Source organism: Aquitalea sp. ASV15 (genome assembly GCF_016429115.1).
GTDB lineage: Bacteria > Pseudomonadota > Gammaproteobacteria > Burkholderiales > Chromobacteriaceae > Aquitalea > Aquitalea magnusonii.
Window position 1 is genome coordinate 113,111 of the sequence record NZ_JAELTZ010000002.1, and the last position, 19,531, is coordinate 132,641.

Genomic DNA, 19,531 nt, shown 5'->3' on the forward strand with positions numbered 1-19,531 from the left:
CAAGGAAAGCCATGCAAGCCATCACCGAACAAGCCCGCAAGATCAAGCTGCTGATCATGGATGTGGACGGCGTCCTCACCGACGGCCGCATCTACTACAACGCCCAGGGCGAAGAAAGCAAATCCTTCTACGTGCAGGACGGCCTGGGCCTCAAGCTGCTGCAGTCCACCGGAGTGCGGCTGGCCATCATCTCCGGCCGCGCCGATCGTTGCGTGGAACATCGCGCCCGGGCCCTGGGCATCGACTTCTATTTTGGCGGCATCCACAACAAGCAGGAAGCACTGGCCCAGCTGCTGGAACAGGCTGGCGTCACCGCGGAGCAATGCGCCTTTATCGGCGACGACCTGATCGACCTGCCGGTGCTGCGCCGCGTCGGCCTGGCGGTGGCCGTACCGGCCGCTCCCACCCTGGTGCGCCAGCACGCCCATTACGTCACCGGCTTTCCCGGCGGCCAGGGCGCCGTGCGTGAACTGGCCGAACTCATCATGCAGGCCCAGGGCAATTTCGATGCCATCGTGGCCAGGTATCTGGCATGATCCGCTCGCACCGGCTGTTTCCCATCCTGCTGCTGCTCATCACCGGGCTGCTCACCGTCTGGCTGGATACGGTATCGCGCTGGGAACCCAGCAAGCGCGAGCTGGACCCCAACAAGCCGGAAGTCGTGGTCGAAGGCGTCGTGGCCACCCGCTACGATCCCAAGGGCATGCTGCAGGAAAAAATGACTGCCAGCCGCATGTGGCAATATCCCGACCGCACCGAGTCCTATTTCGAAACGCCCGACCTGCAAAGCTACAAAAACGGTGCGCTGGCCTACCACGCCATTGGCGACAGCGGGCGCTACAACAGCAAGACCAGACAAGCGCTGTTTGACAAGAAGGTCACGCTGATCCAGCCAGCCAGCGCCACGCAGCCGGAAACCCGCGTGGTCAGCAGCAATATGCGTATCGACACCGTGCGACACATCGCACAATCCGCCACGCTGACCCACTTCTATCACGGCAAGTCGAGCGGCAGCGCCGTCGGCTTCATCTATGAACAGCAGACCGGCCAACTGCAGCTGCTGTCCAATGCAAAGGTCACTTATGAAAAATAAATGCCGCAGCTACGCCCGCCTGGCCTTGCTGGCGCTGTCCCTGTGCGCCGGCCATAGCGCACACGCCGAAAAGGCCGACCGCGACAAACCCATTGAAATCAGCGCCGATCGCGGCAACCTCGACCAGCTCAAGGGCGTGACCGTCTGGCAGGGCAATGTCATCATCGTGCAGGGCACACTGAAACTGAACGCCGACCGGGCCACGGTCACCCAGGACAAGCAAGGCAACCAGACCATGCAGGCCACCGGGCGCCAGGTGATGTTCCGCCAGAAGATGGATGGAAAAAACGACTGGATTGAAGGCCAGGCCAACCAGCTCGACTACAACACCGTCACCCACGTCGCCGTGCTGACCGGCAATGCCCGCGTCAAACGCGGCAGCGACCTGGTCATCGGCAACGTGATCACCTACAACACCGAAACCGAGCTGTATGAAGTCAGCAGCGGCGCCAGCAGCAATGGTGGCCGCGTCACCGCCATCATTCAGCCCAAGCCCAGGGACACCACCGCCCCTGCTGCCAAGAAACCCGACGGAAACGCACCATGAGCGGCCCCAGCATTCTGAAAGTCGAGCGGCTTAAAAAGCGCTTCAAGAAACGTACCGTCGTCAAGGATGTCGCCCTGCAGATCCAGAGTGGCGAAGTGGTTGGCCTGCTCGGCCCCAATGGTGCCGGCAAAACCACCAGCTTTTACATGATTGTCGGGCTGATCGGCGCCGATGAAGGCGAAATCTCCCTGGATGGCAACAGCATCACCCACCTGCCCATCCACCAGCGTGCCCGCCTCGGCCTCGGTTACCTGCCACAGGAAGCCTCGATTTTCCGCAAGATGACGGTGGAAGAAAACATCACCGCCGTGCTGGAAATCGCCGGCTACAAGGGTGACAAGCTGGAAAAGGAACTCAGCCTGCTGCTGGACGACCTCAATATCGCCCACCTGCGCGAAAGCAATGCCCTGTCGCTGTCCGGCGGTGAGCGTCGCCGGGTGGAAATCGCCCGCGTACTGGCCACCCGCCCGCGCTTCATCCTGCTGGACGAACCTTTTGCCGGCGTCGATCCGATTGCCGTGATCGACATCCAGAAAATCATCACCTTCCTGCAACAACGCGGCATCGGCGTGCTGATCACCGATCACAATGTGCGCGAAACCCTGCGCATCTGTGACCGCGCCTACATCATCAGCGACGGCTCGGTACTGGCCTCCGGCGAGCCGGAAGAACTGGTCAACAACGAGAAAGTGCGCCAGGTCTACCTGGGCGAGCACTTCCACCTGTAAGCCATGAAACAGTCACTACAGCTCAGGGTCTCGCAACAACTCACGCTCACCCCGCAACTGCAACAGTCGATCAAACTGCTGCAGCTGTCCACCCTCGACCTGCAAACCGAAGTCGAGCGCTTCCTGCTGGACAACCCCATGCTGGAGCGTGGCGATGACACGCCAACGCAAGAAGGCAGCAGCAGCGACACGCCAGCGGCCGCAGAAGACAGCACCCCCACCTCCGACAGCACGGACAGCGACAGCAGCCCGCGGGATGACAGCAGCGGGGAACTCACCGACTGGGGCAGCGGCAGCCGCCGCAACGACGGCGACGACGAGTTCGACCCCATGCTCAACGTCCCCTGCCCGGTCAGCCTGCGCGAGCACCTGCTGGCCCAGCTGGGCGAGCTGACCCTGCCCACCCGCGATCAGGCCATCGTGCAATTGCTGATCGAAGAACTGGACGACAATGGTTTTCTCAGTGTCGACCTGGAAGAGCTGGCCAGCCATCTGCCGCTGGAGCTGGAGCTGGAAGCCGACGAACTGATGGTCGGCCTGCGCCTGTTGCAGCAATTCGACCCTGCCGGCATCGCCGCCCGTTCACTGGCCGAATCACTCTGCCTGCAACTGGACCGTTTGCCACAGCAGGAAAACGGCCATGCTCTCGCCCGCAAGATCGTGGCAGAACACCTGAACTTGCTGGGCAATCGCGACTATACCCGGCTCAAGCGCATACTCGGCGTCGACGACGACGCCATCCGCCAGGCCCAGCAACTGATCGCAAGGCTGACCCCCCATCCGGCCGCCGGTTTCGGTGGCGAAGACGTGCACTATGTCATCCCCGATGTCACCGTGCGCAAGCGCCGCGGCCGCTGGGTGGCCGAACTCAATAACGGGGCCGTGCCACGGCTGCGGGTCAACCAGCTGTATGCCCAGATGCTGTCGGAAAACCGCGCCGGCGCAGGCGAGCTTTCCGGCCGCCTGCAAGAAGCAAAATGGCTGGTAAAGAACATCCAGCAACGATTTGACACTATCCTGAAAGTGTCGGAAGCTATAGTCGAAAGGCAGCAAGCGTTCTTTGAACACGGAGAAGTGGCCATGCGTCCGCTCATCCTGCGCGATATCGCAGACGAGCTGGGGCTGCATGAATCAACCGTTTCCCGGGTGACCACCCAGAAATACCTGCTCTGCCCGCGCGGCTTGTTCGAGCTGAAATATTTCTTCGGCAGTTCCCTGGAAACCGATAGTGGCGGCGAATGCTCGGCCACTGCCATCAAGGCCCATATCCGCCGCATGATAGACGGCGAAAACCCGGCCAAGCCACTTTCCGACAGCGCCATCGCCGACGAACTGGGTAAACAGGGCATGCAGGTTGCAAGACGTACCGTTGCGAAGTATCGTGAAGCTATGCAGATTCCACCGGTCAACCTGCGCAAGGCACTGTAGGGCGCCTTGAAGAATATCCGCTCGCCCGGCCGACCCGACCGGGCAGTCAACACAAGAAGGAGTTAGGGTATGAACCTCAAAGTAACCGGTCTCCACCTCGAAGTAACCCCGGCCCTCCGTGAATTCCTGGAAAGCAAGCTGGAACGTGTCACCCGCCATGTCGATCATGTCATCGACGTTACCGTCACCCTGTCGGTGGACAAGCTGGTGCAGAAGGCGGAAGTCAACGTTCACCTCTCCGGCAAGGACATCCACGTGGAAGCCACCGACTCCGACATGTACGCTGCCATCGACTTGCTGATGGACAAGCTGGATCGACAGGTACTCAAGCACAAGGAAAAGCAGAGCGAACACCGCGTGACTCCGCAGGTTCAGCCGGAAGCCACCCTGTAATCACCTGACCGACGATGCGGGAACCCAGCGGGTTCCCGTTTTTATTTGCAGCGAGCCTTTTTCATTTTGATGAAGGCAACGTAGAATTGGCCAGTTTTTGTAGCCGCGTGCACACACTCCTATGAGCCTGATCGGCAAAATCCTGACACAGGATCACATCCTCCCGGACCTGGATGTCGCCAGCAAGAAGCGCGTCTTCGAGCAGGTGGGCCTCCTTATCGAAAACACCCACGGCATTGCGCGCAGTGAAATTTTCGACTGCCTGTTTGCCCGGGAAAAGCTTGGCTCCACCGGACTGGGCCAGGGAGTCGCCATTCCGCATGGCCGTGCCCGTGGCCTGAAGGAAGCGGTCGGCGTCTTCATCCGGCTGAAGGCCCCCATCCCCTTCGATGCACCGGATGGCAAGCCGGTGCAAAGCCTGTTTGTACTGCTGGTACCCGAACAGGCAACCGATCTGCACCTGCAGGTGCTGTCGGAACTGGCCCAGCTTTTCTCCAGCAAACAGCTGCGAGAACAATTGCTGACTGCCCCCCACCGCGCCGAGCTTTACCAGTTGCTCACTGCATGGAATACCAATAATGCCTAGCATCACCGTGCGCCGGCTGTATCAGGACAATCAGCAAAAGCTCAACCTGACCTGGGTGGCTGGCACCGGCGGTGCCGACAGCCCAATCGGCAATGACGAGCAACGCCCCACGCTGGCACTGGTCGGTCACCTCAACTTCATCCACCCCAACCGTGTGCAGGTGCTGGGTCTGGCCGAAGTCGACTACCTGAACCGGCTGGAACAATCCGCCGCCAAGACCGCGCTGGACCAGCTATTCCACAAGACCATGTCGGTGGTGATGGTGGCCAATGGCCAGCAGGTGCCCAAACTGCTGCGCGACTACTGCCACACCCATAACGTGCCACTGATGAGCACGCCGCTGGAAAGCCCCTACCTGATGGATGTGCTGCGCATCTATCTGGCACGCGCGCTGGCAGTGTCGACGGTGCTGCACGGCGTTTTCCTGGATGTGCTGGAAATCGGCGTGCTGATCATGGGCGACTCGGCCATGGGCAAGAGCGAACTGGCACTGGAACTGATTTCACGCGGCCATGGCATGGTGGCCGATGATGCGGTCGAGCTCTACCGCATCGGCCCGGAAACGCTGGAAGGCCGTTGCCCGCCGCTGCTGCGCGACTTTCTGGAAGTGCGTGGCCTGGGCATTCTGAATATCCGCACCATTTTCGGTGAAACCGCCGTCCGGCCGAAAAAGGTGCTCAAACTGATCATCCACCTGGTGAAAGCCAACGACCAGGCCATGCAGGCACTGGACCGGCTGAACATCCAGTCCGAAACCCAGGACATCCTGGGGGTGACCGTGCGCAAGGTGGTGCTGCCGGTGGCGGCAGGCCGCAACCTGGCGGTACTGGTGGAAGCGGCCGTGCGCAATTACATCCTGCAACTGCGCGGCATCGACAGCACCCGCGAATTCATCGAACGCCATACCAACTTCCTCAGAGATCAGGAAAATGCGCCTGATATTGATTAGCGGCCTGTCCGGCTCCGGCAAGTCCATTGCCCTGCGGGCACTGGAGGATTCCGGCTATTACTGCGTGGACAATCTGCCAGCCACCATGCTGCACGAAGCCATGTCGCTGTATGCCGACTACGGCTACGAACAGATCGCCATCAGCGTGGATACCCGCTCCAGCCCTTCGCTGGGCGCACTGCCACAAGAAGTGGACAAACTGCGCCAGCAAGGCGTGGACGTACGGCTGCTGTTTCTGGAAGCCAAGACGGAAACCCTGGTCAAGCGCTTTTCCGAAACCCGCCGTCGCCACCCCTTGTCCGGCAGCGGCTCCACGGTGGAAGAATGCATACGGCTGGAGCAGGAATTGCTGGCCAGCATCCAGGAAATGGGCATTCGCATCGACACCAGCGAGCTGTCGGCCAATGCCCTGAAAAGCTGGATCAAGGAACTGGTGGAAGCCGACAGCAGCCGGCTGACCATCATCTTCGAGTCCTTCGGCTTCAAGCATGGCGTCCCACTGGATGCCGACTATGTCTTCGATGTGCGCTGCCTGCCCAATCCCTATTACGATCCGGTCCTGCGTCCACTGACCGGGCGCGATCAGGCGATTGTCGATTTTTTCCTGCAGCAGCCGCTGGTGGCCGAAATGACCGAAGACATCCGTCATCTGGTGGCCAAATGGCTGCCGGAATTCAGCCGTGAAAACCGCAGCTATCTGACTGTCGCCATTGGTTGTACTGGCGGCCAGCACCGCTCGGTCTATATTGCCGAACAACTGGCACGGGCCTTTCCCATCGAACAGGTGCTGCTGCGCCACCGCCAGCTGTTCCGCGAAGCCTGAACCGGCACTGGCCGCTAACGGCGGACAGTGCCACCCCACACCTCCCGGCCCTGATGGATCCTGCCCACAGCATCGGCAAGATCCCTGCCCATTGGAAGATGCTGATGCCCATACCCCAAACCGTTACCGTCGCCCTGACCGGAGCCTCCGGCCTGCCTTATGGACTGCGCCTGATCGATGCGCTGATCGCCGCTGGCACCCGCGTGTGGGTTCTATACTCACAGGCAGCCCAGGTGGTGGCCAAGCAGGAAATGGATCTGCAACTGCCCTCACGCCCTGCCGAAGTACAGCAATGGCTATACCAGCGCACCTGCGCACAAGCAGAACAACTGGCGGTGTTTGGCCGTGAAGAATGGTTTGCCCCGGTGGCCTCCGGCTCCAACCCGGCCGATGCCATGGTGGTCTGCCCCTGCTCGATGGGCACCCTGGCGGCCATTGCCCATGGCATGAGCGACAATCTGATCGAGCGTGCCGCCGATGTCAGCATCAAGGAAGGCCGCAAGCTGATCCTGGTGCCACGCGAAACCCCACTGTCGGTCATCCACCTGGAAAACATGCTGCAGCTGGCACGGCTGGGGGTGGTCATCCTGCCTCCTGCGCCTGGCTTCTATACCCATCCGGCCAGCGTCGATGACATGGTGGATTTTATCGTGGCACGCATTCTGGATCAGTTGCGCATCCCCCATAGCCTGATGCCGCGCTGGGGTGAAGCACACAAGGAGTAAACCATGCGGGAAAACGCGTTGTGGAGCCTGCCGGCCTTGCGCCGGCTCGAAACCGAAGCCGAGCTGCAAGGGCTCGATCTGATGCAACGCGCCGCCCGCGCCACGGCCGACTGGGTGAGACAGCGCCTGCACAGTGATGCGCGCATTCTGGTGGCAGCCGGCCCCGGCAATAATGGCGGCGATGCCCTCTACGCGGCACTGCTGCTGATGCAGGCTGGCTACAGCGTAGACATCCTGCTGCCGCAAGCCGCCACTAGCCGGCAAAGCCAGGCTGCACTGCAAGCCATCCGTCAGGCCGGCGGGATTCCGCTGCAACAGCTGGCAAGCGACTATCCAACGCCCGAGCTGCTGATCGACGGCCTGTTCGGCATCGGCCTCAGCCGCCCGCTGTCGCCTGACTGGGCAGCCGTCATGACGCAGCTGAACGCACTGGACTGCCTGAAGCTGGCGCTGGACTGCCCCAGCGGGCTGGACCCTTACACCGGCCAGGCGCAACAGGCCTGCATCCGCGCCAGCCATACCCTGACCTTTCTCTGTCACAAACCGGGGCTGTACTATGCCGCCGGTGCCGATCATGCCGGTCAAATCGAACTGGCCGGGCTCGATTGCCCGCAAGCACTGCTTCCGCCTGCCGAGGGCTATCTGAACCGGCAGGATGCCAGCCCACTGCAACGCCGCCGCGACAGCCACAAAGGCAGCAATGGCACGCTATGCCTCATTGGCGGCAATCGCGGCATGCTGGGTGCCGCCCTGCTGGCCGGCCGCGCAGCACTGGCGGCCGGAGCCGGCAAAGTCCATGTACTGACACTGGATGGCAGCCTGACCGTCGATCCGCTCTGTCCGGAACTGATGCTGCAATATGCCGACCCGGCCATGCCGCTGCCTGCCGCCGACGTCCTGGCGCTCGGTCCCGGCCTGGGTCAGGACAAACCGGCCCGGCAATGGCTCAAACGGGTCCTGGCCAGCACCTTGCCCCTGGTGCTGGATGCCGATGCCCTGAACCTGCTGGCCAGCAATGCCGACCTGCAGCACACACTGGCCCGGCGCCCTGCCAGCACCATACTGACACCGCACCCGGCAGAAGCAGCCCGCCTGCTGGCTTGCAGCAGTGCCGATGTACAAGGCGACCGCCTGAGCGCCGCACGCCAGCTGGCCGAGCGTTTCCAGTGCACCGTGCTGCTCAAGGGTGCCGGCAGCCTGATCGTGACCGTCGGACAACCCTATCTGCTCAATACCAGTGGCGGTCCGGCGCTGGCGGCGGCCGGTCAGGGCGATGTGCTGACCGGGCTGATCGCCGCCCTGCTGGCCCAGGGCATGGAGGCGCACGCCGCCAGCAGTCTGGCAGCGCGGGTACACGGACTGGCCGGTGATGAATACCAGCAACAGGCCGGTGGCCCCATCGGCCTGAGCGCATCTGCCACCAGCCAGCGCTGCAGTGCCTGGCTGAACCGCCTGCTCTAGTCTGCCGCCCGTCCAACACCTGTTTTTGTATACAATTCTGCTTCGCACAGCATGCTGGCCCTGTGTAAAATAAGCCACCAATATGGTGGAGAATTGTCTTGCCTCAACAAAAAAAAGCTTACCTGCTCGGGCTTTCTGCCGTTCTTGCCTGGTCTACCGTGGCCACAGCCTTCAAGATCAGCTTGCAGCATCTGTCACCTGCCCAGCTTGTTTTGTATGCAAGCATTGCCTCCACCCTCAGCCTGCTTTCCATCCTGCTGTGGCAAGGCCGTCTTGCCAGCCTGCTGCCGGCCCTGCGTCAGCACTGGCGCGGCTCGCTGCTGCTGGGCGCAGTCAATCCGCTCGCCTACTACCTGATCCTGTTCCAGGCTTACGCCCTGCTGCCGGCCCAGGAGGCCCAGGCCATCAACTACACCTGGGCACTGACCATGACCTTGCTGTCGGTGCCCCTGCTCAAACACCAGCTGAGCCGGCATGACGTGCTGGCCGCGGTGATTTGCTATCTGGGCGTGCTGGTCATCGGCACCCACGGCCAGCTGCTGCAACTGCATTTTTCCAGCCTCGCCGGCGTCGGCTACGCCCTGGCATCCACCCTGCTCTGGGCCGGCTACTGGATTTTCAATGCCCGCGACCAGCGCGAACCGGTAATCGGACTGACGCTCAACTTCTTGCTGTCCTTGCCGCTGACACTGGCCTTTTGCGCGTTCAGCGGCGAACTCAAGCCCGTGGCTTGGCAGGGCCTGGCTGGCGCCGCCTATGTCGGCAGCCTGGAAATGGGCTTCACCTTCGTACTGTGGCTGAGCGCAATGAAGCTCACCAGCAGTACCGCACGCATCGCCAACCTGATTTTCCTGTCGCCCCTGTTATCGCTGGGCTTGATCCACTTCATTGTTGGTGAACCCATCCTGCCCTCCACCATGATCGGACTGGGCTTGATTCTGGGCGGGCTGCTGCTGCAGAAACTGGGAAAAACCCACTAGAACTACCCTTTAGTTCAGTTCGAATACTTTTGCCGGAACTGATTCCACCAGCGCAAGAGTGCAAAAAAACCGCATTCCTCAACGTGCACGTGCTTGTTGTACTGCCATTTGCAAGCATAAACCTTTAAATTATCCCGATCACCGGCGGCAGCCGTGACAGCTTCATACTGCGATGCCAACATGCTTAGCAATCAGATGTGGCAATTCCCGGGTTGAGTTTCTAGGATTCAAACAGGGTAAGAGGGATAATAAAATCAATGAACAGTATCAAATCGAAGCTCAGGCTTTGGCTGATGATGGGGGTGACCGTGATCGTGGCGATCACCGGTTTGTTGTCATACAACCAGAACCGCAGCCAGGATGAAGCAGATTACCAGGCACAGCGTGCCTCGCTGCAAGCGCGGCTATCCTTGTCCCTGCCACATGGGGTCTGGCAGATGGACGACTCCTATACCCGCCTGACACTGGATGCCGAACTGGGCTGGAACTCCGTGGTAGCCATCCGCATCACCGGTGATGCCGGGCTGAACATCGGCCGCATCCGCAGCGACAACAATACCCTGCGCGACATGGCCCCCTCCGAAAAGCCCAGCAGTGATGACGTGCTGACCCTGCCCATCATCTACCAGAATCGTGAAAAGCTTGGCACGGCCACCGTCTACCTGTCCCGCAGCCAGCTGGAACACCGCCAACTGGTGCACCTGCTGGAAATCCTGCTGGAAATCGTGGTGCTGGATGTACTGATCTTCTTCGTGATGACCTACAACCTGAACCGCTTCGTGTTCGATCCGCTGAAGCGCCTGCAGGACGCACTGAATCGTGCCGCCAGCAGTGATGACGCCAAATCCTCGCGCATCTCGCAACAAACCCAGGATGAGTTCGGCGCAGTCACCCGCAGCTTCAACCGCATTGTCGACCGCATTTCCGCCGACCTTGCCATGCGTACGGCGGCCGAGGCCCAGGCGCGCCAGGAAAAGGACAATGCCGAACTGGCCTTGCGCCAGCTGGTGCAGACCCAGCAAACCCTGGTCGAGGCGGAAAAACTCGCCTCGCTGGGCAGCCTGGTGGCGGGCGTGGCTCACGAAATCAACACCCCGGTGGGTATCACCCTGACCACGGCCTCGCACCTGGCCACCACCACCCTGCACATCACGGAAAAACTGGATAACGGCGGGATCAAGAAGAGTGATTTCCAGGCCTATCTGGATACGGCCAAAGAGTGCTGCGAGCTGATCTTGTCCAATGCCGAACGCGCGGCCAACCTGATCCACAGCTTCAAGCAGGTGGCGGTGGATCAAACCAGCGAACAGCGCCGCGACTTCCAGCTCAATGACTACCTGAGTGAAATCGTCACCAGCCTCAAGCCGCGTTTCAAGCGCTCGCAGACCAGCATAGATATTTCCTGCGAAGACGACCTGCTGCTGGACAGCTATCCGGGCGCGGTATCGCAAGTCATCACCAACCTGCTGGTCAATGCCCTGGTACATGGTTTTGATGAAAAACCAGGCGGCACCATCAGCATTCATGCCGAGCGCAGCAGCAACAACAATGTCAAACTGAGCATCCGCGATAACGGCAAGGGCATCCCTGCCGAAAACCTCAACCGCATCTTCGACCCCTTCTTCACCACCCGCCGCGGCAGTGGCGGCAGCGGACTGGGCCTGCATATCGTCTATAACATCATCCGGCAACGTTTGGGTGGCACCATCGAAGTAGAAAGCCAGCCTGGCAAGGGTAGTACCTTCACCATCACCATGCCCTGCATCGCCCCTGAGATCCCGCACAAGGAGTTCAAGCAATGAGCCCGCAGCAAGCAAATGACGACGACTGGCTGCTGGATGACGACCCGCCAGACCACAGCAAGCCTTTGCCCCAGTACAAGCATCCCTGGAAAATCCTGATCGTGGATGATGAGCCGGATGTACACAGCGCCACCGCACTGGCCATCCGCAATATCCGCTACAAGGATCGCGCACTCGAGCTGCTGAGCGCCTACTCGGCGGCGGAAGCCCTGCACATGCTGCAGCAGCATGGCGATGTGGCGCTGATCCTGCTGGATGTGGTGATGGAAACCGACGACGCCGGCCTGCGACTGGTCCGCCGCATCCGCGAGGAGCTGCAGATCAGCACCACCCGCATCGTGCTGCGCACCGGCCAGCCAGGTCAGGCTCCGGAGCAGGAAGTCATCCTCAATTACGATATCAACGACTACAAGACCAAGACCGAGCTGACGGTCCAGAAATTGTTCACCACGGTGATCGCCTCCTTGCGCGCCTACGAAAACCTGATCACCATCGAGAAGAACCGCCAGGGCCTGGCCAAGATTCTGGAAGGGGCCGCCGATCTGTACCAGATGTTCTCGCTCAAGGAGTTTGCCTCTGGCGTGCTCAAGCAGATCAGCGCCATTCTCGATGTCGGCACCGACGGCATCCTGTGCGTGGAAAGCACACCGGACATGACCGGCCGGCCGCAGCTGGAAATCCTGGCCGCTGCCGGCGCCTATGAAAGCCTGCTGGAAAGCGGCAGCCTGGACGACTACCCGGACCTGGCCAGCGCCATCCGGCGCGCCTTGCAGGAAAAACGCAATATCTACCAGCATCCCTACGATGTGTTGTGCATAACCGCGCAGAACGGGCGCGAATTCGCCGTGCACTTCACCCCGCCCTGGCCGCTGGACGATGTCGAACGCAATCTGCTGGAAGTGTTCTGCCAGCGCATTTCCTCGGCCTACGACAACCTCTATCTCTACAACCAGCTGCGCCATTCGCAGGAAGCCACCGTGGTGGCACTGGCAGCCCTGGCCGAGTACCGTGATACCGATACCGGCGCCCATGTGCTGCGGGTGCAGAAACTGACCGATGCCATTGCCGGCGAAATCCGCCAGCGCGGCCAGTATCTGGACCTGCTGACGGCGGAATTCATGGACATGGTGGGCATGGCCAGCATCCTGCACGATGTCGGCAAGGTCGGCACACCGGATCACATCCTGTTCAAGCCCGGCAAACTGGACCCCGAGGAGAGGCGCATCATGGAGCAGCATGCCGGTATTGGCGCCAGCATCCTCGCCAAGTCGGCGCAGATGGTCGAGGGGCAAAGCTATCTGTCACTGGGTTCTGAAATTGCCGGCGGCCACCACGAGCACTTCGATGGCAATGGCTACCCCAACAAACTGAAAGAGCAGCAAATTCCGCTTTCCGCCCGCATCGTGGCCGTGGTGGATGTGTTTGATGCCCTGCTCAACAAGCGTCCTTACAAAGAGCCCTGGGCGTTGTCCGAAACCCTGGACTACATCCGCAGCCGCGCTGGCAGCCAGTTTGATCCGGTCGTGGTCAGTGCACTGTGCGATATGGTGGAGCAAGGGCGGCTGCCCTTCGAGCTGTAAGCTCCGCAGCAACAACAAAGCCGCCAGCAGCTTGCGCTGTGGCGGCTTTGTCATGGTCTGAAAGCAGTGATCAGGCCACGTAGAACATCACGCTGACAAACTGGCAGATGCTGCCACCCAGCACGAACAAGTGCCAGATACCGTGGCCATGGCGGATTTTCTCGTCATTGATAAACCAGTAAATACCCACGCTGTAAATCAGCCCGCCCAAGGCCAGCCAGAACAGCCCGCCCCAGGACATGGCGGCAAGCAGCGGCTGCATGGCAATCACCACCAGCCAGCCCATCACCACATACAAGATCATCGACAGCAGCCGGGTGCGCCGCCCCAGCGTCAACTCCTGGATAATGCCGAAAATGGCCAGGCCCCAGCTCAGGCCGAACAGCGTCCAGCCCCAGGCCCCGCGCAAGGTAACCAGGCAATATGGGGTGTAACTGCCGGCAATCAGCAAATAAATGGCCGAATGGTCGCACTTCTGCAAAATCGCCTTGGCCCGCCCCCTGGCGCTGTGATACAGCGTGGAAATCAGGTAAAGCAGTACCAGGGTGGAACCGTACAGGCTGAAGCTGACAATTTTCCAGGGATCACCCTGCTCGGCGGCCACGTACACCAGGCTGATCAGCCCGGTAATGGCCAGCACGGTTCCCACCAGGTGGGAAATCCCGTTGAAGCGCTCTCCGTAGTACATAACCCTTCTTTCTCCTGCCCGGCCAGGCGAGGCATGACCGAAGCTGCCGTTGCGACAGGCTTGGGCAAGCAAAACAATGCCACAGTTCCAGCGTATACCAAGCAAGATAGCGTCAATTCATCGCAATACAAGCACGGCCAGGGCAAAAACACAGCCACAGCAACAACAAAGCGGGCCGTAGCCCGCTTGGTAACAGCAACAGCTCAATCTGCAGCTCAGGCGCCCAGCGCCTTCAATACATTGCCACGCACGACTTCGACCGGCTGGGTGCCATCGATCTTGACGTACTTGGGAGCCTTGGCATCGCCACTGGCCGCGCGCTGACCATAAAAGCCCACCAGCACTTCGGTTTGCTCGTGATAAACCGCCAGGCGCTTTTTCACGGTTTCTTCGTGGTCGTCATCACGCTGGATCAGGTCCTCACCGGTCTCGTCATCCTTGCCGGCCACTTTCGGCGGGTTGAAGGTGATGTGGTAGGTACGACCGGAAGCCACGTGTACACGACGGCCAGCCATGCGCTCGACAATGGCGGCATCCGGCACATCGATCTCCACCACGTAGTCGATATCCACACCGGCAGCAATCATGGCTTCGGCTTGCGGAATGGTACGCGGGAAACCGTCGAACAGAAAACCGTTGGCACAGTCGTCCTGCGCAATACGCTCTTTCACCAGGCCAATGATGATGTCGTCACGCACCAGGCCGCCGGCATCCATGATGGCCTTGGCTTCCAGGCCCAGCGGCGTGCCGGCCTTGACGGCAGCGCGCAGCATGTCGCCAGTGGAAATCTGCGGAATGCCGAACTGTTCACGAATATAGTTGGCCTGAGTACCCTTGCCAGCGCCCGGAGCGCCCAACAGAATCAATCGCATAATTACTCCCGTCAGTTTGTATGTCGTTTATTGTGTTTGGTGTTCATCGGCCGTCTTCTGCTGCGGCCTTGCCGGACGCTCAGCGCCCGGCCAGTACGGCACGCACCCGTTCCAGGTCTTCCGGCGTATCCACGCCGGCTGCGGGTGCTTCGCTCACCGTGGCCACCATGATGGGGTAGCCATGCCACAACACACGCAGCTGTTCCAGTGCTTCGAACTGTTCCAGCGGTGCCGGGCTCAATGAGCTGTAGGTCTGCAAAAAGCCTGCCTGATAGGCATACATGCCGATGTGCCGCAAGACCGGTAGGTCTGCCGGCAAGACGCTTGTATCGTGTGCAAACGCGTCACGGGCATAGGGTATCGGGGCCCGGCTGAAATACAGGGCCCGCCCAGCATGGTCCAGCACCACCTTGACCACATTGGGATTGAACATGTCGGCGGCAGCATGAAACGGATGGGCCACCGTGGCCATCGGCACTTGTGTGCTGGCCATCAGCGCGGCCAGCTGGTCGATCAGCGCCGGATCGATCAAGGGCTCGTCGCCCTGCACATTCACCACGATCTGCGCGGCATCCCACTGCATCTGCTGGGCGACTTCCGCCAGACGGTCGGTACCGCTGGCGTGATCAGCACGCGTCATTACCGCGGCAATGCCATGTGCGGCGCAGGCCTGCACGATATCGGCATGATCGGTGGCCACCACCACCTGGCTGGCCGCACTTTTTGCCGCCTGCTCGGCCACCCGCACCACCATGGGCTTGCCGGCCAGATCAGCCAGCGGCTTGCCCGGCAGCCGGCTGGAGGCCATGCGCGCGGGAATGACGACGGCAAAACCGCTCATTTCACTTCTTCTTCCGGCGCCAGTTCGCGCGCTTCGGTTTCCAGCATCATCGGGATACCGTCCCGCACCGGGAAAGCCAGACGATCACCCTTGCAGATCAGTTCCTGCCGGGCCTTGTCGAATACCAGCGGGCCCTTGCACAGCGGGCACACCAGGATGTCCAGAAATTTAGCGTCCATGTCTTATCTTCAATCGGGAAAGTAGCCAGCCTGCCAGATCCGGCGTCAGCTGTGCCGTAACCGGCAAGACCCATAGTCTAGCACGCTGCGCCGCATCATGAATCACCCGCCGCAATTTCACCGCATCTTTGCTGGTGACGATGATGGGCTGGTCGCCCGCCGGCAAATCCGCCGGGCTGAAAGCGTAATGATCGGGAAAGCTCAGACAGTGCTGCAGGGAAAATCCCAGGCCGCGCAAGGTATTGAAAAAACGTTCCGGATGACCGATGCCAGCCAGTGCCAGCACCGGCTCGGCAGCGAAATCCGCCACACTGCGACTGCAGGCCGGATCCGCCAGCGCCACAAGGCGCTCGGCACGCAGCTGCATCTGGAAGCAGGGCAGCGTGGCCGGCAGCGGCAAGGAAGACGCGGCCCCGTTCACCACCACGGCATCCACGCTGGCAAGACGCGAGGCCGGTTCGCGCAGCGGGCCGGCCGGCAGCAAATGGCCATTGCCCAGACCACGCCCGCCATCCAGCACCACCACTTCCAGCGTGCGAGCCAGCCGGTAATGCTGCAGGCCATCATCGGTCAGGATCAGCTGCAAATCGGGATGAGCACGCAGCAGCAACTGGCCGGCGGCCACCCGGTCGCGCCCCACCGCAACCGGTGCACCACTGGCCGCCAGCAGCAGGGGCTCGTCCCCCACCAGCTCCGGGCGGCTATCCGCAGTGAGCAGCGTGGGCTGCCGGTGCTGCCCGCCATAACCGCGACTGATCACCCCCACCCGCACGCCACGGGCTTGCAGCGCCGCCAGCAGGCTCAGCGTCAGCGGTGTTTTGCCAACACCGCCCACATTGATGTTGCCGATCACCACCACCGGCACCGCCAGCTGGTGGCTGCGCAGCAGCCGCAGGCGATAGCCGGTGCGCCGCAGCGCCGAGACCAGTGCAAACAGCCCTTCCAGCGGAGCCAGAAGGGCTGTCAGCCACCATGCTGGTTGATACCAGTGGCGTTCGATGCGTTGGCTGAGACGACTCACGGCGCAGTATTCTGCGTGGCGAAAGTCAGCTGGGTCAGGCCCACGGCCCGCGCAGCCTCCATCACGCTCACCACCGACTGATGGGTCGCCTTGGCATCGGCGTTGATGATGACCACCGGGTCTTTCTTGCCGGCAGCCGCATCACGCAACTGCGCCTGCAAGGCAGACTTGTCCGCGGCGGCCAGCTTGTGTCCGGCCACCTCCATTTCACCGGATGCGGCCACGGCGACGGTAATTTCGGCAGCCGCAGGCTGGCTGGTTTCGGCCTGGGCACTGGGCAGATTGATCTTCAGCTCGGCGAACTTGGAATAGGTGGTGGTGACCATCAGGAAAATCAGGATCACCAGCAGCAAATCAATCATCGGGATGAAATTGATTTCCGGCTCCTCGCGGTGCCGTCCGCGACGAAAATTCATGGCTTGCTACCGTTCTGGCGTTCGCCGTGCAGCACTTCCACCAGCTTCACCGCCTGCGCTTCCATCTCCACCAGCAGGCCATCCACACGGGCGCGGAAATGGCGATAGAACATCATGCTGGGAATGGCCACGATCAAACCGAAGGCCGTGTTGTACAGTGCAATGGAAATGCCATGTGCCAGCTGCTGCGGATTGGTGGAACCGCCCGGTGCCTGCGAACCGAAAATCTCGATCATGCCGATCACCGTACCCAGCAGGCCCAGCAAGGGGGCCATGGCCGCGATGGTGCCCAGCGTATTCAGAAAGCGTTCCAGTTGATGTGCCACCACGCGGCCTTCGTCTTCGATGGCGTCTTTCATCACCTCGCGGCTGACGCTGACATTACGCAGACCGGCGGCAAACAGCTTGCCCAGCGGGGAATGGTTGTTGAGTAATTGCAGCAGGTCGGCAGAGGCGCCAACCCGGCGATATTCGGTTACAGTCTGCGCCAGCAGGCCATCCGGCACGATCAGCGACGCGCGCAAACTGAACAGCCGCTCGAAGATGATGGCCAGCGAAATGACCGAGGCCAGAATGATGGTCCAGATCGGCCAGCCGGCCGCTTCAATGATTGACCACACGAAACACTCTCCAAAGCTTTAGCTAAACGCTAAACTTTAGCGGTTGCCGGGGTTCTCGGCAACCGTAGACCGCGCGTTGCCGCCAATAAAAAAAGACATTTCCCAAAGCAATGTAAGTAAATTCGCTAAGGTTCGATTTTCTAAGGGAAATTTGCCAGCATCCACAGATGCTGTGGATAACTTTGTTGATAAGCTTGTGAACAGACTGCGCATATCCTGCTGGCACGGCGCTTTCATCCGGCTGCACGCAATTTGAACAAAATGCACAAGTAATTGTTTTTAAAAGAATTTAATCAAAGCAAGATACCCCCAGCCAAAAGCATTGTCCGACAATTTACAGACGACAAAAAACGGTATTCTTGCTGTGGATGACTTGACAACCATGAATTTCAATACCTCGGCCAATGATGTGATCAGCGTCTCCTCGCTGAACCGCATGGCACGCGACCTGCTCGAATCGGGCCTGCCCCCCATGTGGATAGGCGGTGAAATATCCAATCTGACGCTGGCCGCTTCCGGTCACGCCTATTTCTCGCTCAAGGATGGTGGCGCGCAGATCCGCTGCGTCATGTTCCGCCACAAGCTGAGCCTGCTTCCCTTCCGCCTGGCCGAAGGCATGCAGGTGGAGCTCAAGGGCCTGGTCACCCTGTACGAAGCCCGTGGCGACTTCCAGATCAATGTCGACACCATGCGCTCGGCCGGATTGGGCCGGCTGTATGAAGCCTTTGAAAAACTCAAGGCCAAGCTGAATGCCGAGGGCCTGTTCGAGCATGCGCGCAAGCGCGCCTTGCCAGCGCACCCGCGCGCCATCGGCATTGTGACCTCGCCGGCCGCCGCGGCACTGCGCGATGTCGTCACTACTCTGGCGCGGCGCATGCCAAGCATCCCGGTCATCCTCTACCCGGCACAGGTACAGGGGGAAAGCGCTGCCCGGCAAATTGCCGCGGCCATCCAGCAAGCTTCGGCCCGACAGGAAGTGGACGTGCTGATTGTGTGCCGTGGTGGTGGCAGCATCGAAGACTTGTGGTCATTCAACGAAGAGATCGTTGCCCGCGCCCTGGCCGCCTGCACCATTCCCACCGTCAGCGGTGTCGGCCACGAAACCGATTTCACCATCTGTGACTTTGTCGCCGACCGCCGCGCCCCTACCCCCACTGCGGCAGCCGAGCTGGTCTCGCCCAGCCAGGAGCAGCTGCGCCTGCAACTGGAACAGGGCAAGCGCGGCCTGGAGCGTGCCCTGTCCCGGCTGCTCACCGACAAGTCGCAGCGACTGGACTACCTGGCCCGTCGCCTGGCCCATCCCGGTGACAAGCTGCGCCGTCAGGCCCAGGCCCTCAGCCAGGCCGGCGACCGCCTGCAGCGCGGGCTGGACACCCTGTTTTCACGCCGACGCTGGGCACTGCAACTGGCCAGCAGCCGCATGCAGCGCCACCAGCCCCAGCTCGCCCAGCAGCAGCAACAGCTTGTCCGGCTGGCCGAGCGCATGCAGCGTGGCATCAGCCAGACACTGCACCGGCAGCAGCAATTGCTGCAGCGGCATCACGCCACACTGGAGGCCATGAACCCGGAGGCCGTACTCAGCCGTGGCTATGCCATTGTGCAGAAGCGTGATGGGCAGGCTGTCAAATCACCGCAGGAGCTGCTGAATCAGGAGCGGGTGCTGCTCCGCCTGGCCGAAGGCATCACCGAGGCCATCATCGATCACCCGCAAGGCGCGCAACCGGAATTGCCATTCTGAAAACCGGCAGGCGAAGGAAGGATGGCTTGACAGGGCCCTGCTTTTTGCCGAGCATGCGAAT

The 19,531-nt window shown here is 61.0% G+C and carries 22 protein-coding genes; 15 read left to right on the forward strand and 7 right to left on the reverse strand.

What is annotated here, in order from left to right; genetic code table 11:
- The first annotated feature begins 11 nt into the window (after window positions 1-11).
- The 14 genes from JHD64_RS01380 to JHD64_RS01445 all read left to right on the forward strand — a co-directional run bounded on the left by JHD64_RS01380 (window position 12) and on the right by JHD64_RS01445 (window position 13,095).
- Window positions 12-536: an HAD family hydrolase gene (locus JHD64_RS01380; RefSeq protein ID WP_110313352.1), complete on the forward strand. Its 525-nt coding sequence runs from the start codon at window positions 12-14 to the stop codon at window positions 534-536.
- The gene (gene lptC / locus JHD64_RS01385; RefSeq protein ID WP_059287111.1) at window positions 533-1,093 is read left to right on the forward strand and encodes an LPS export ABC transporter periplasmic protein LptC; all 561 of its coding nucleotides are present in this window, start codon (window positions 533-535) and stop codon (window positions 1,091-1,093) included. The genes JHD64_RS01380 and lptC overlap by 4 nt, the downstream gene beginning before the upstream one ends.
- The gene (gene lptA / locus JHD64_RS01390; RefSeq protein ID WP_199052030.1) at window positions 1,083-1,640 is read left to right on the forward strand and encodes a lipopolysaccharide transport periplasmic protein LptA; all 558 of its coding nucleotides are present in this window, start codon (window positions 1,083-1,085) and stop codon (window positions 1,638-1,640) included. The genes lptC and lptA overlap by 11 nt, the downstream gene beginning before the upstream one ends.
- Window positions 1,637-2,368, forward strand: a complete 732-nt coding sequence (gene lptB, locus JHD64_RS01395) for an LPS export ABC transporter ATP-binding protein (protein ID WP_059287113.1) — start codon at window positions 1,637-1,639, stop codon at window positions 2,366-2,368. The genes lptA and lptB overlap by 4 nt, the downstream gene beginning before the upstream one ends.
- 3 nt (window positions 2,369-2,371) lie before the next feature.
- Window positions 2,372-3,796, forward strand: a complete 1,425-nt coding sequence (locus JHD64_RS01400) for an RNA polymerase factor sigma-54 (RefSeq protein ID WP_059287114.1) — start codon at window positions 2,372-2,374, stop codon at window positions 3,794-3,796.
- Window positions 3,797-3,865: 69 nt separating this feature from the next.
- Window positions 3,866-4,189, forward strand: a complete 324-nt coding sequence (gene hpf, locus JHD64_RS01405; RefSeq protein WP_199052031.1) for a ribosome hibernation-promoting factor, HPF/YfiA family — start codon at window positions 3,866-3,868, stop codon at window positions 4,187-4,189.
- 121 nt (window positions 4,190-4,310) lie between these two features.
- Window positions 4,311-4,775, forward strand: a complete 465-nt coding sequence (gene ptsN / locus JHD64_RS01410; protein ID WP_059287116.1) for a PTS IIA-like nitrogen regulatory protein PtsN — start codon at window positions 4,311-4,313, stop codon at window positions 4,773-4,775.
- Window positions 4,768-5,724 (forward strand): HPr(Ser) kinase/phosphatase, encoded by a 957-nt coding sequence (gene hprK / locus JHD64_RS01415; protein WP_059287117.1) that lies wholly within the window; start codon window positions 4,768-4,770, stop codon window positions 5,722-5,724. Before ptsN ends, hprK begins: the two co-directional genes overlap by 8 nt.
- The gene (gene rapZ / locus JHD64_RS01420; RefSeq protein WP_199052032.1) at window positions 5,705-6,547 is read left to right on the forward strand and encodes an RNase adapter RapZ; all 843 of its coding nucleotides are present in this window, start codon (window positions 5,705-5,707) and stop codon (window positions 6,545-6,547) included. Before hprK ends, rapZ begins: the two co-directional genes overlap by 20 nt.
- Before the next feature lie 98 nt (window positions 6,548-6,645).
- Window positions 6,646-7,272: a flavin prenyltransferase UbiX gene (locus tag JHD64_RS01425; protein WP_304506277.1), complete on the forward strand. Its 627-nt coding sequence runs from the start codon at window positions 6,646-6,648 to the stop codon at window positions 7,270-7,272.
- Window positions 7,273-7,275: 3 nt separating this feature from the next.
- A complete protein-coding gene (locus tag JHD64_RS01430; protein ID WP_199052034.1) occupies window positions 7,276-8,733 on the forward strand; it encodes an NAD(P)H-hydrate dehydratase in 1,458 nt (485 codons plus the stop codon).
- Between the two features lie 98 nt (window positions 8,734-8,831).
- A complete protein-coding gene (locus JHD64_RS01435; RefSeq protein ID WP_199052035.1) occupies window positions 8,832-9,713 on the forward strand; it encodes a DMT family transporter in 882 nt (293 codons plus the stop codon).
- Between the two features lie 293 nt (window positions 9,714-10,006).
- Window positions 10,007-11,515 carry a sensor histidine kinase gene (locus JHD64_RS01440; protein WP_199052036.1) on the forward strand — a complete coding sequence of 503 codons (1,509 nt, stop codon included), beginning with the start codon at window positions 10,007-10,009 and terminating at the stop codon, window positions 11,513-11,515.
- Window positions 11,512-13,095: a DUF3369 domain-containing protein gene (locus tag JHD64_RS01445; protein ID WP_059287165.1), complete on the forward strand. Its 1,584-nt coding sequence runs from the start codon at window positions 11,512-11,514 to the stop codon at window positions 13,093-13,095. Before JHD64_RS01440 ends, JHD64_RS01445 begins: the two co-directional genes overlap by 4 nt.
- A 70-nt stretch (window positions 13,096-13,165) precedes the next feature.
- Here the strand turns inward: JHD64_RS01445 and JHD64_RS01450 are convergent, their stop codons facing one another.
- The 7 genes from JHD64_RS01450 to JHD64_RS01480 form a co-directional block, all read right to left on the reverse strand.
- Window positions 13,166-13,783, reverse strand: coding sequence for a hemolysin III family protein (locus JHD64_RS01450; RefSeq protein ID WP_059287166.1), 618 nt, complete (start codon window positions 13,781-13,783; stop codon window positions 13,166-13,168).
- A gap of 215 nt (window positions 13,784-13,998) precedes the next feature.
- Entirely contained in the window at window positions 13,999-14,655 is a 657-nt protein-coding gene (gene adk / locus JHD64_RS01455; protein WP_059287167.1) for an adenylate kinase, read from the reverse strand.
- Window positions 14,656-14,734: 79 nt separating this feature from the next.
- Window positions 14,735-15,496: a 3-deoxy-manno-octulosonate cytidylyltransferase gene (gene kdsB, locus JHD64_RS01460; RefSeq protein WP_059287168.1), complete on the reverse strand. Its 762-nt coding sequence runs from the start codon at window positions 15,494-15,496 to the stop codon at window positions 14,735-14,737.
- Window positions 15,493-15,675, reverse strand: coding sequence for a Trm112 family protein (locus tag JHD64_RS01465; protein WP_059287169.1), 183 nt, complete (start codon window positions 15,673-15,675; stop codon window positions 15,493-15,495). Before JHD64_RS01465 ends, kdsB begins: the two co-directional genes overlap by 4 nt.
- Window positions 15,665-16,696 carry a tetraacyldisaccharide 4'-kinase gene (gene lpxK / locus JHD64_RS01470; protein WP_199052037.1) on the reverse strand — a complete coding sequence of 344 codons (1,032 nt, stop codon included), beginning with the start codon at window positions 16,694-16,696 and terminating at the stop codon, window positions 15,665-15,667. The genes JHD64_RS01465 and lpxK overlap by 11 nt, the downstream gene beginning before the upstream one ends.
- On the reverse strand, window positions 16,693-17,112 hold the full coding sequence (locus JHD64_RS01475; protein ID WP_059287619.1) for a biopolymer transporter ExbD: 420 nt from the start codon (window positions 17,110-17,112) through the stop codon (window positions 16,693-16,695). Before JHD64_RS01475 ends, lpxK begins: the two co-directional genes overlap by 4 nt.
- The gene (locus tag JHD64_RS01480; RefSeq protein WP_059287618.1) at window positions 17,109-17,732 is read right to left on the reverse strand and encodes a MotA/TolQ/ExbB proton channel family protein; all 624 of its coding nucleotides are present in this window, start codon (window positions 17,730-17,732) and stop codon (window positions 17,109-17,111) included. Before JHD64_RS01480 ends, JHD64_RS01475 begins: the two co-directional genes overlap by 4 nt.
- Window positions 17,733-18,114: 382 nt before the next feature.
- On the opposite strand from JHD64_RS01480, the gene xseA reads away from it, so the two are divergent.
- Entirely contained in the window at window positions 18,115-19,470 is a 1,356-nt protein-coding gene (xseA, locus tag JHD64_RS01485; RefSeq protein WP_199052038.1) for an exodeoxyribonuclease VII large subunit, read from the forward strand.
- Window positions 19,471-19,531: the final 61 nt, after the last annotated feature.

Excerpts from the sequence above, each read along its gene's own strand:
- JHD64_RS01380 (WP_110313352.1), top strand. The coding sequence starts at position 12 with ATGCAAGCCATCACCGAACAAGCCCGCAAGATCAAGCTGCTGATCATG.
- lptC (WP_059287111.1), top strand. The coding sequence starts at position 533 with ATGATCCGCTCGCACCGGCTGTTTCCCATCCTGCTGCTGCTCATCACC.
- lptA (WP_199052030.1), top strand. The coding sequence starts at position 1,083 with ATGAAAAATAAATGCCGCAGCTACGCCCGCCTGGCCTTGCTGGCGCTG.
- lptB (WP_059287113.1), top strand. The coding sequence starts at position 1,637 with ATGAGCGGCCCCAGCATTCTGAAAGTCGAGCGGCTTAAAAAGCGCTTC.
- JHD64_RS01400 (WP_059287114.1), top strand. The coding sequence starts at position 2,372 with ATGAAACAGTCACTACAGCTCAGGGTCTCGCAACAACTCACGCTCACC.
- hpf (WP_199052031.1), top strand. The coding sequence starts at position 3,866 with ATGAACCTCAAAGTAACCGGTCTCCACCTCGAAGTAACCCCGGCCCTC.
- ptsN (WP_059287116.1), top strand. The coding sequence starts at position 4,311 with ATGAGCCTGATCGGCAAAATCCTGACACAGGATCACATCCTCCCGGAC.
- hprK (WP_059287117.1), top strand. The coding sequence starts at position 4,768 with ATGCCTAGCATCACCGTGCGCCGGCTGTATCAGGACAATCAGCAAAAG.
- rapZ (WP_199052032.1), top strand. The coding sequence starts at position 5,705 with ATGCGCCTGATATTGATTAGCGGCCTGTCCGGCTCCGGCAAGTCCATT.
- JHD64_RS01425 (WP_304506277.1), top strand. The coding sequence starts at position 6,646 with ATGCTGATGCCCATACCCCAAACCGTTACCGTCGCCCTGACCGGAGCC.
- JHD64_RS01430 (WP_199052034.1), top strand. The coding sequence starts at position 7,276 with ATGCGGGAAAACGCGTTGTGGAGCCTGCCGGCCTTGCGCCGGCTCGAA.
- JHD64_RS01440 (WP_199052036.1), top strand. The coding sequence starts at position 10,007 with ATGATGGGGGTGACCGTGATCGTGGCGATCACCGGTTTGTTGTCATAC.
- JHD64_RS01445 (WP_059287165.1), top strand. The coding sequence starts at position 11,512 with ATGAGCCCGCAGCAAGCAAATGACGACGACTGGCTGCTGGATGACGAC.
- JHD64_RS01450 (WP_059287166.1), bottom strand. The coding sequence starts at position 13,783 with ATGTACTACGGAGAGCGCTTCAACGGGATTTCCCACCTGGTGGGAACC.
- adk (WP_059287167.1), bottom strand. The coding sequence starts at position 14,655 with ATGCGATTGATTCTGTTGGGCGCTCCGGGCGCTGGCAAGGGTACTCAG.
- kdsB (WP_059287168.1), bottom strand. The coding sequence starts at position 15,496 with ATGAGCGGTTTTGCCGTCGTCATTCCCGCGCGCATGGCCTCCAGCCGG.
- JHD64_RS01465 (WP_059287169.1), bottom strand. The coding sequence starts at position 15,675 with ATGGACGCTAAATTTCTGGACATCCTGGTGTGCCCGCTGTGCAAGGGC.
- JHD64_RS01475 (WP_059287619.1), bottom strand. The coding sequence starts at position 17,112 with ATGAATTTTCGTCGCGGACGGCACCGCGAGGAGCCGGAAATCAATTTC.
- xseA (WP_199052038.1), top strand. The coding sequence starts at position 18,115 with ATGAATTTCAATACCTCGGCCAATGATGTGATCAGCGTCTCCTCGCTG.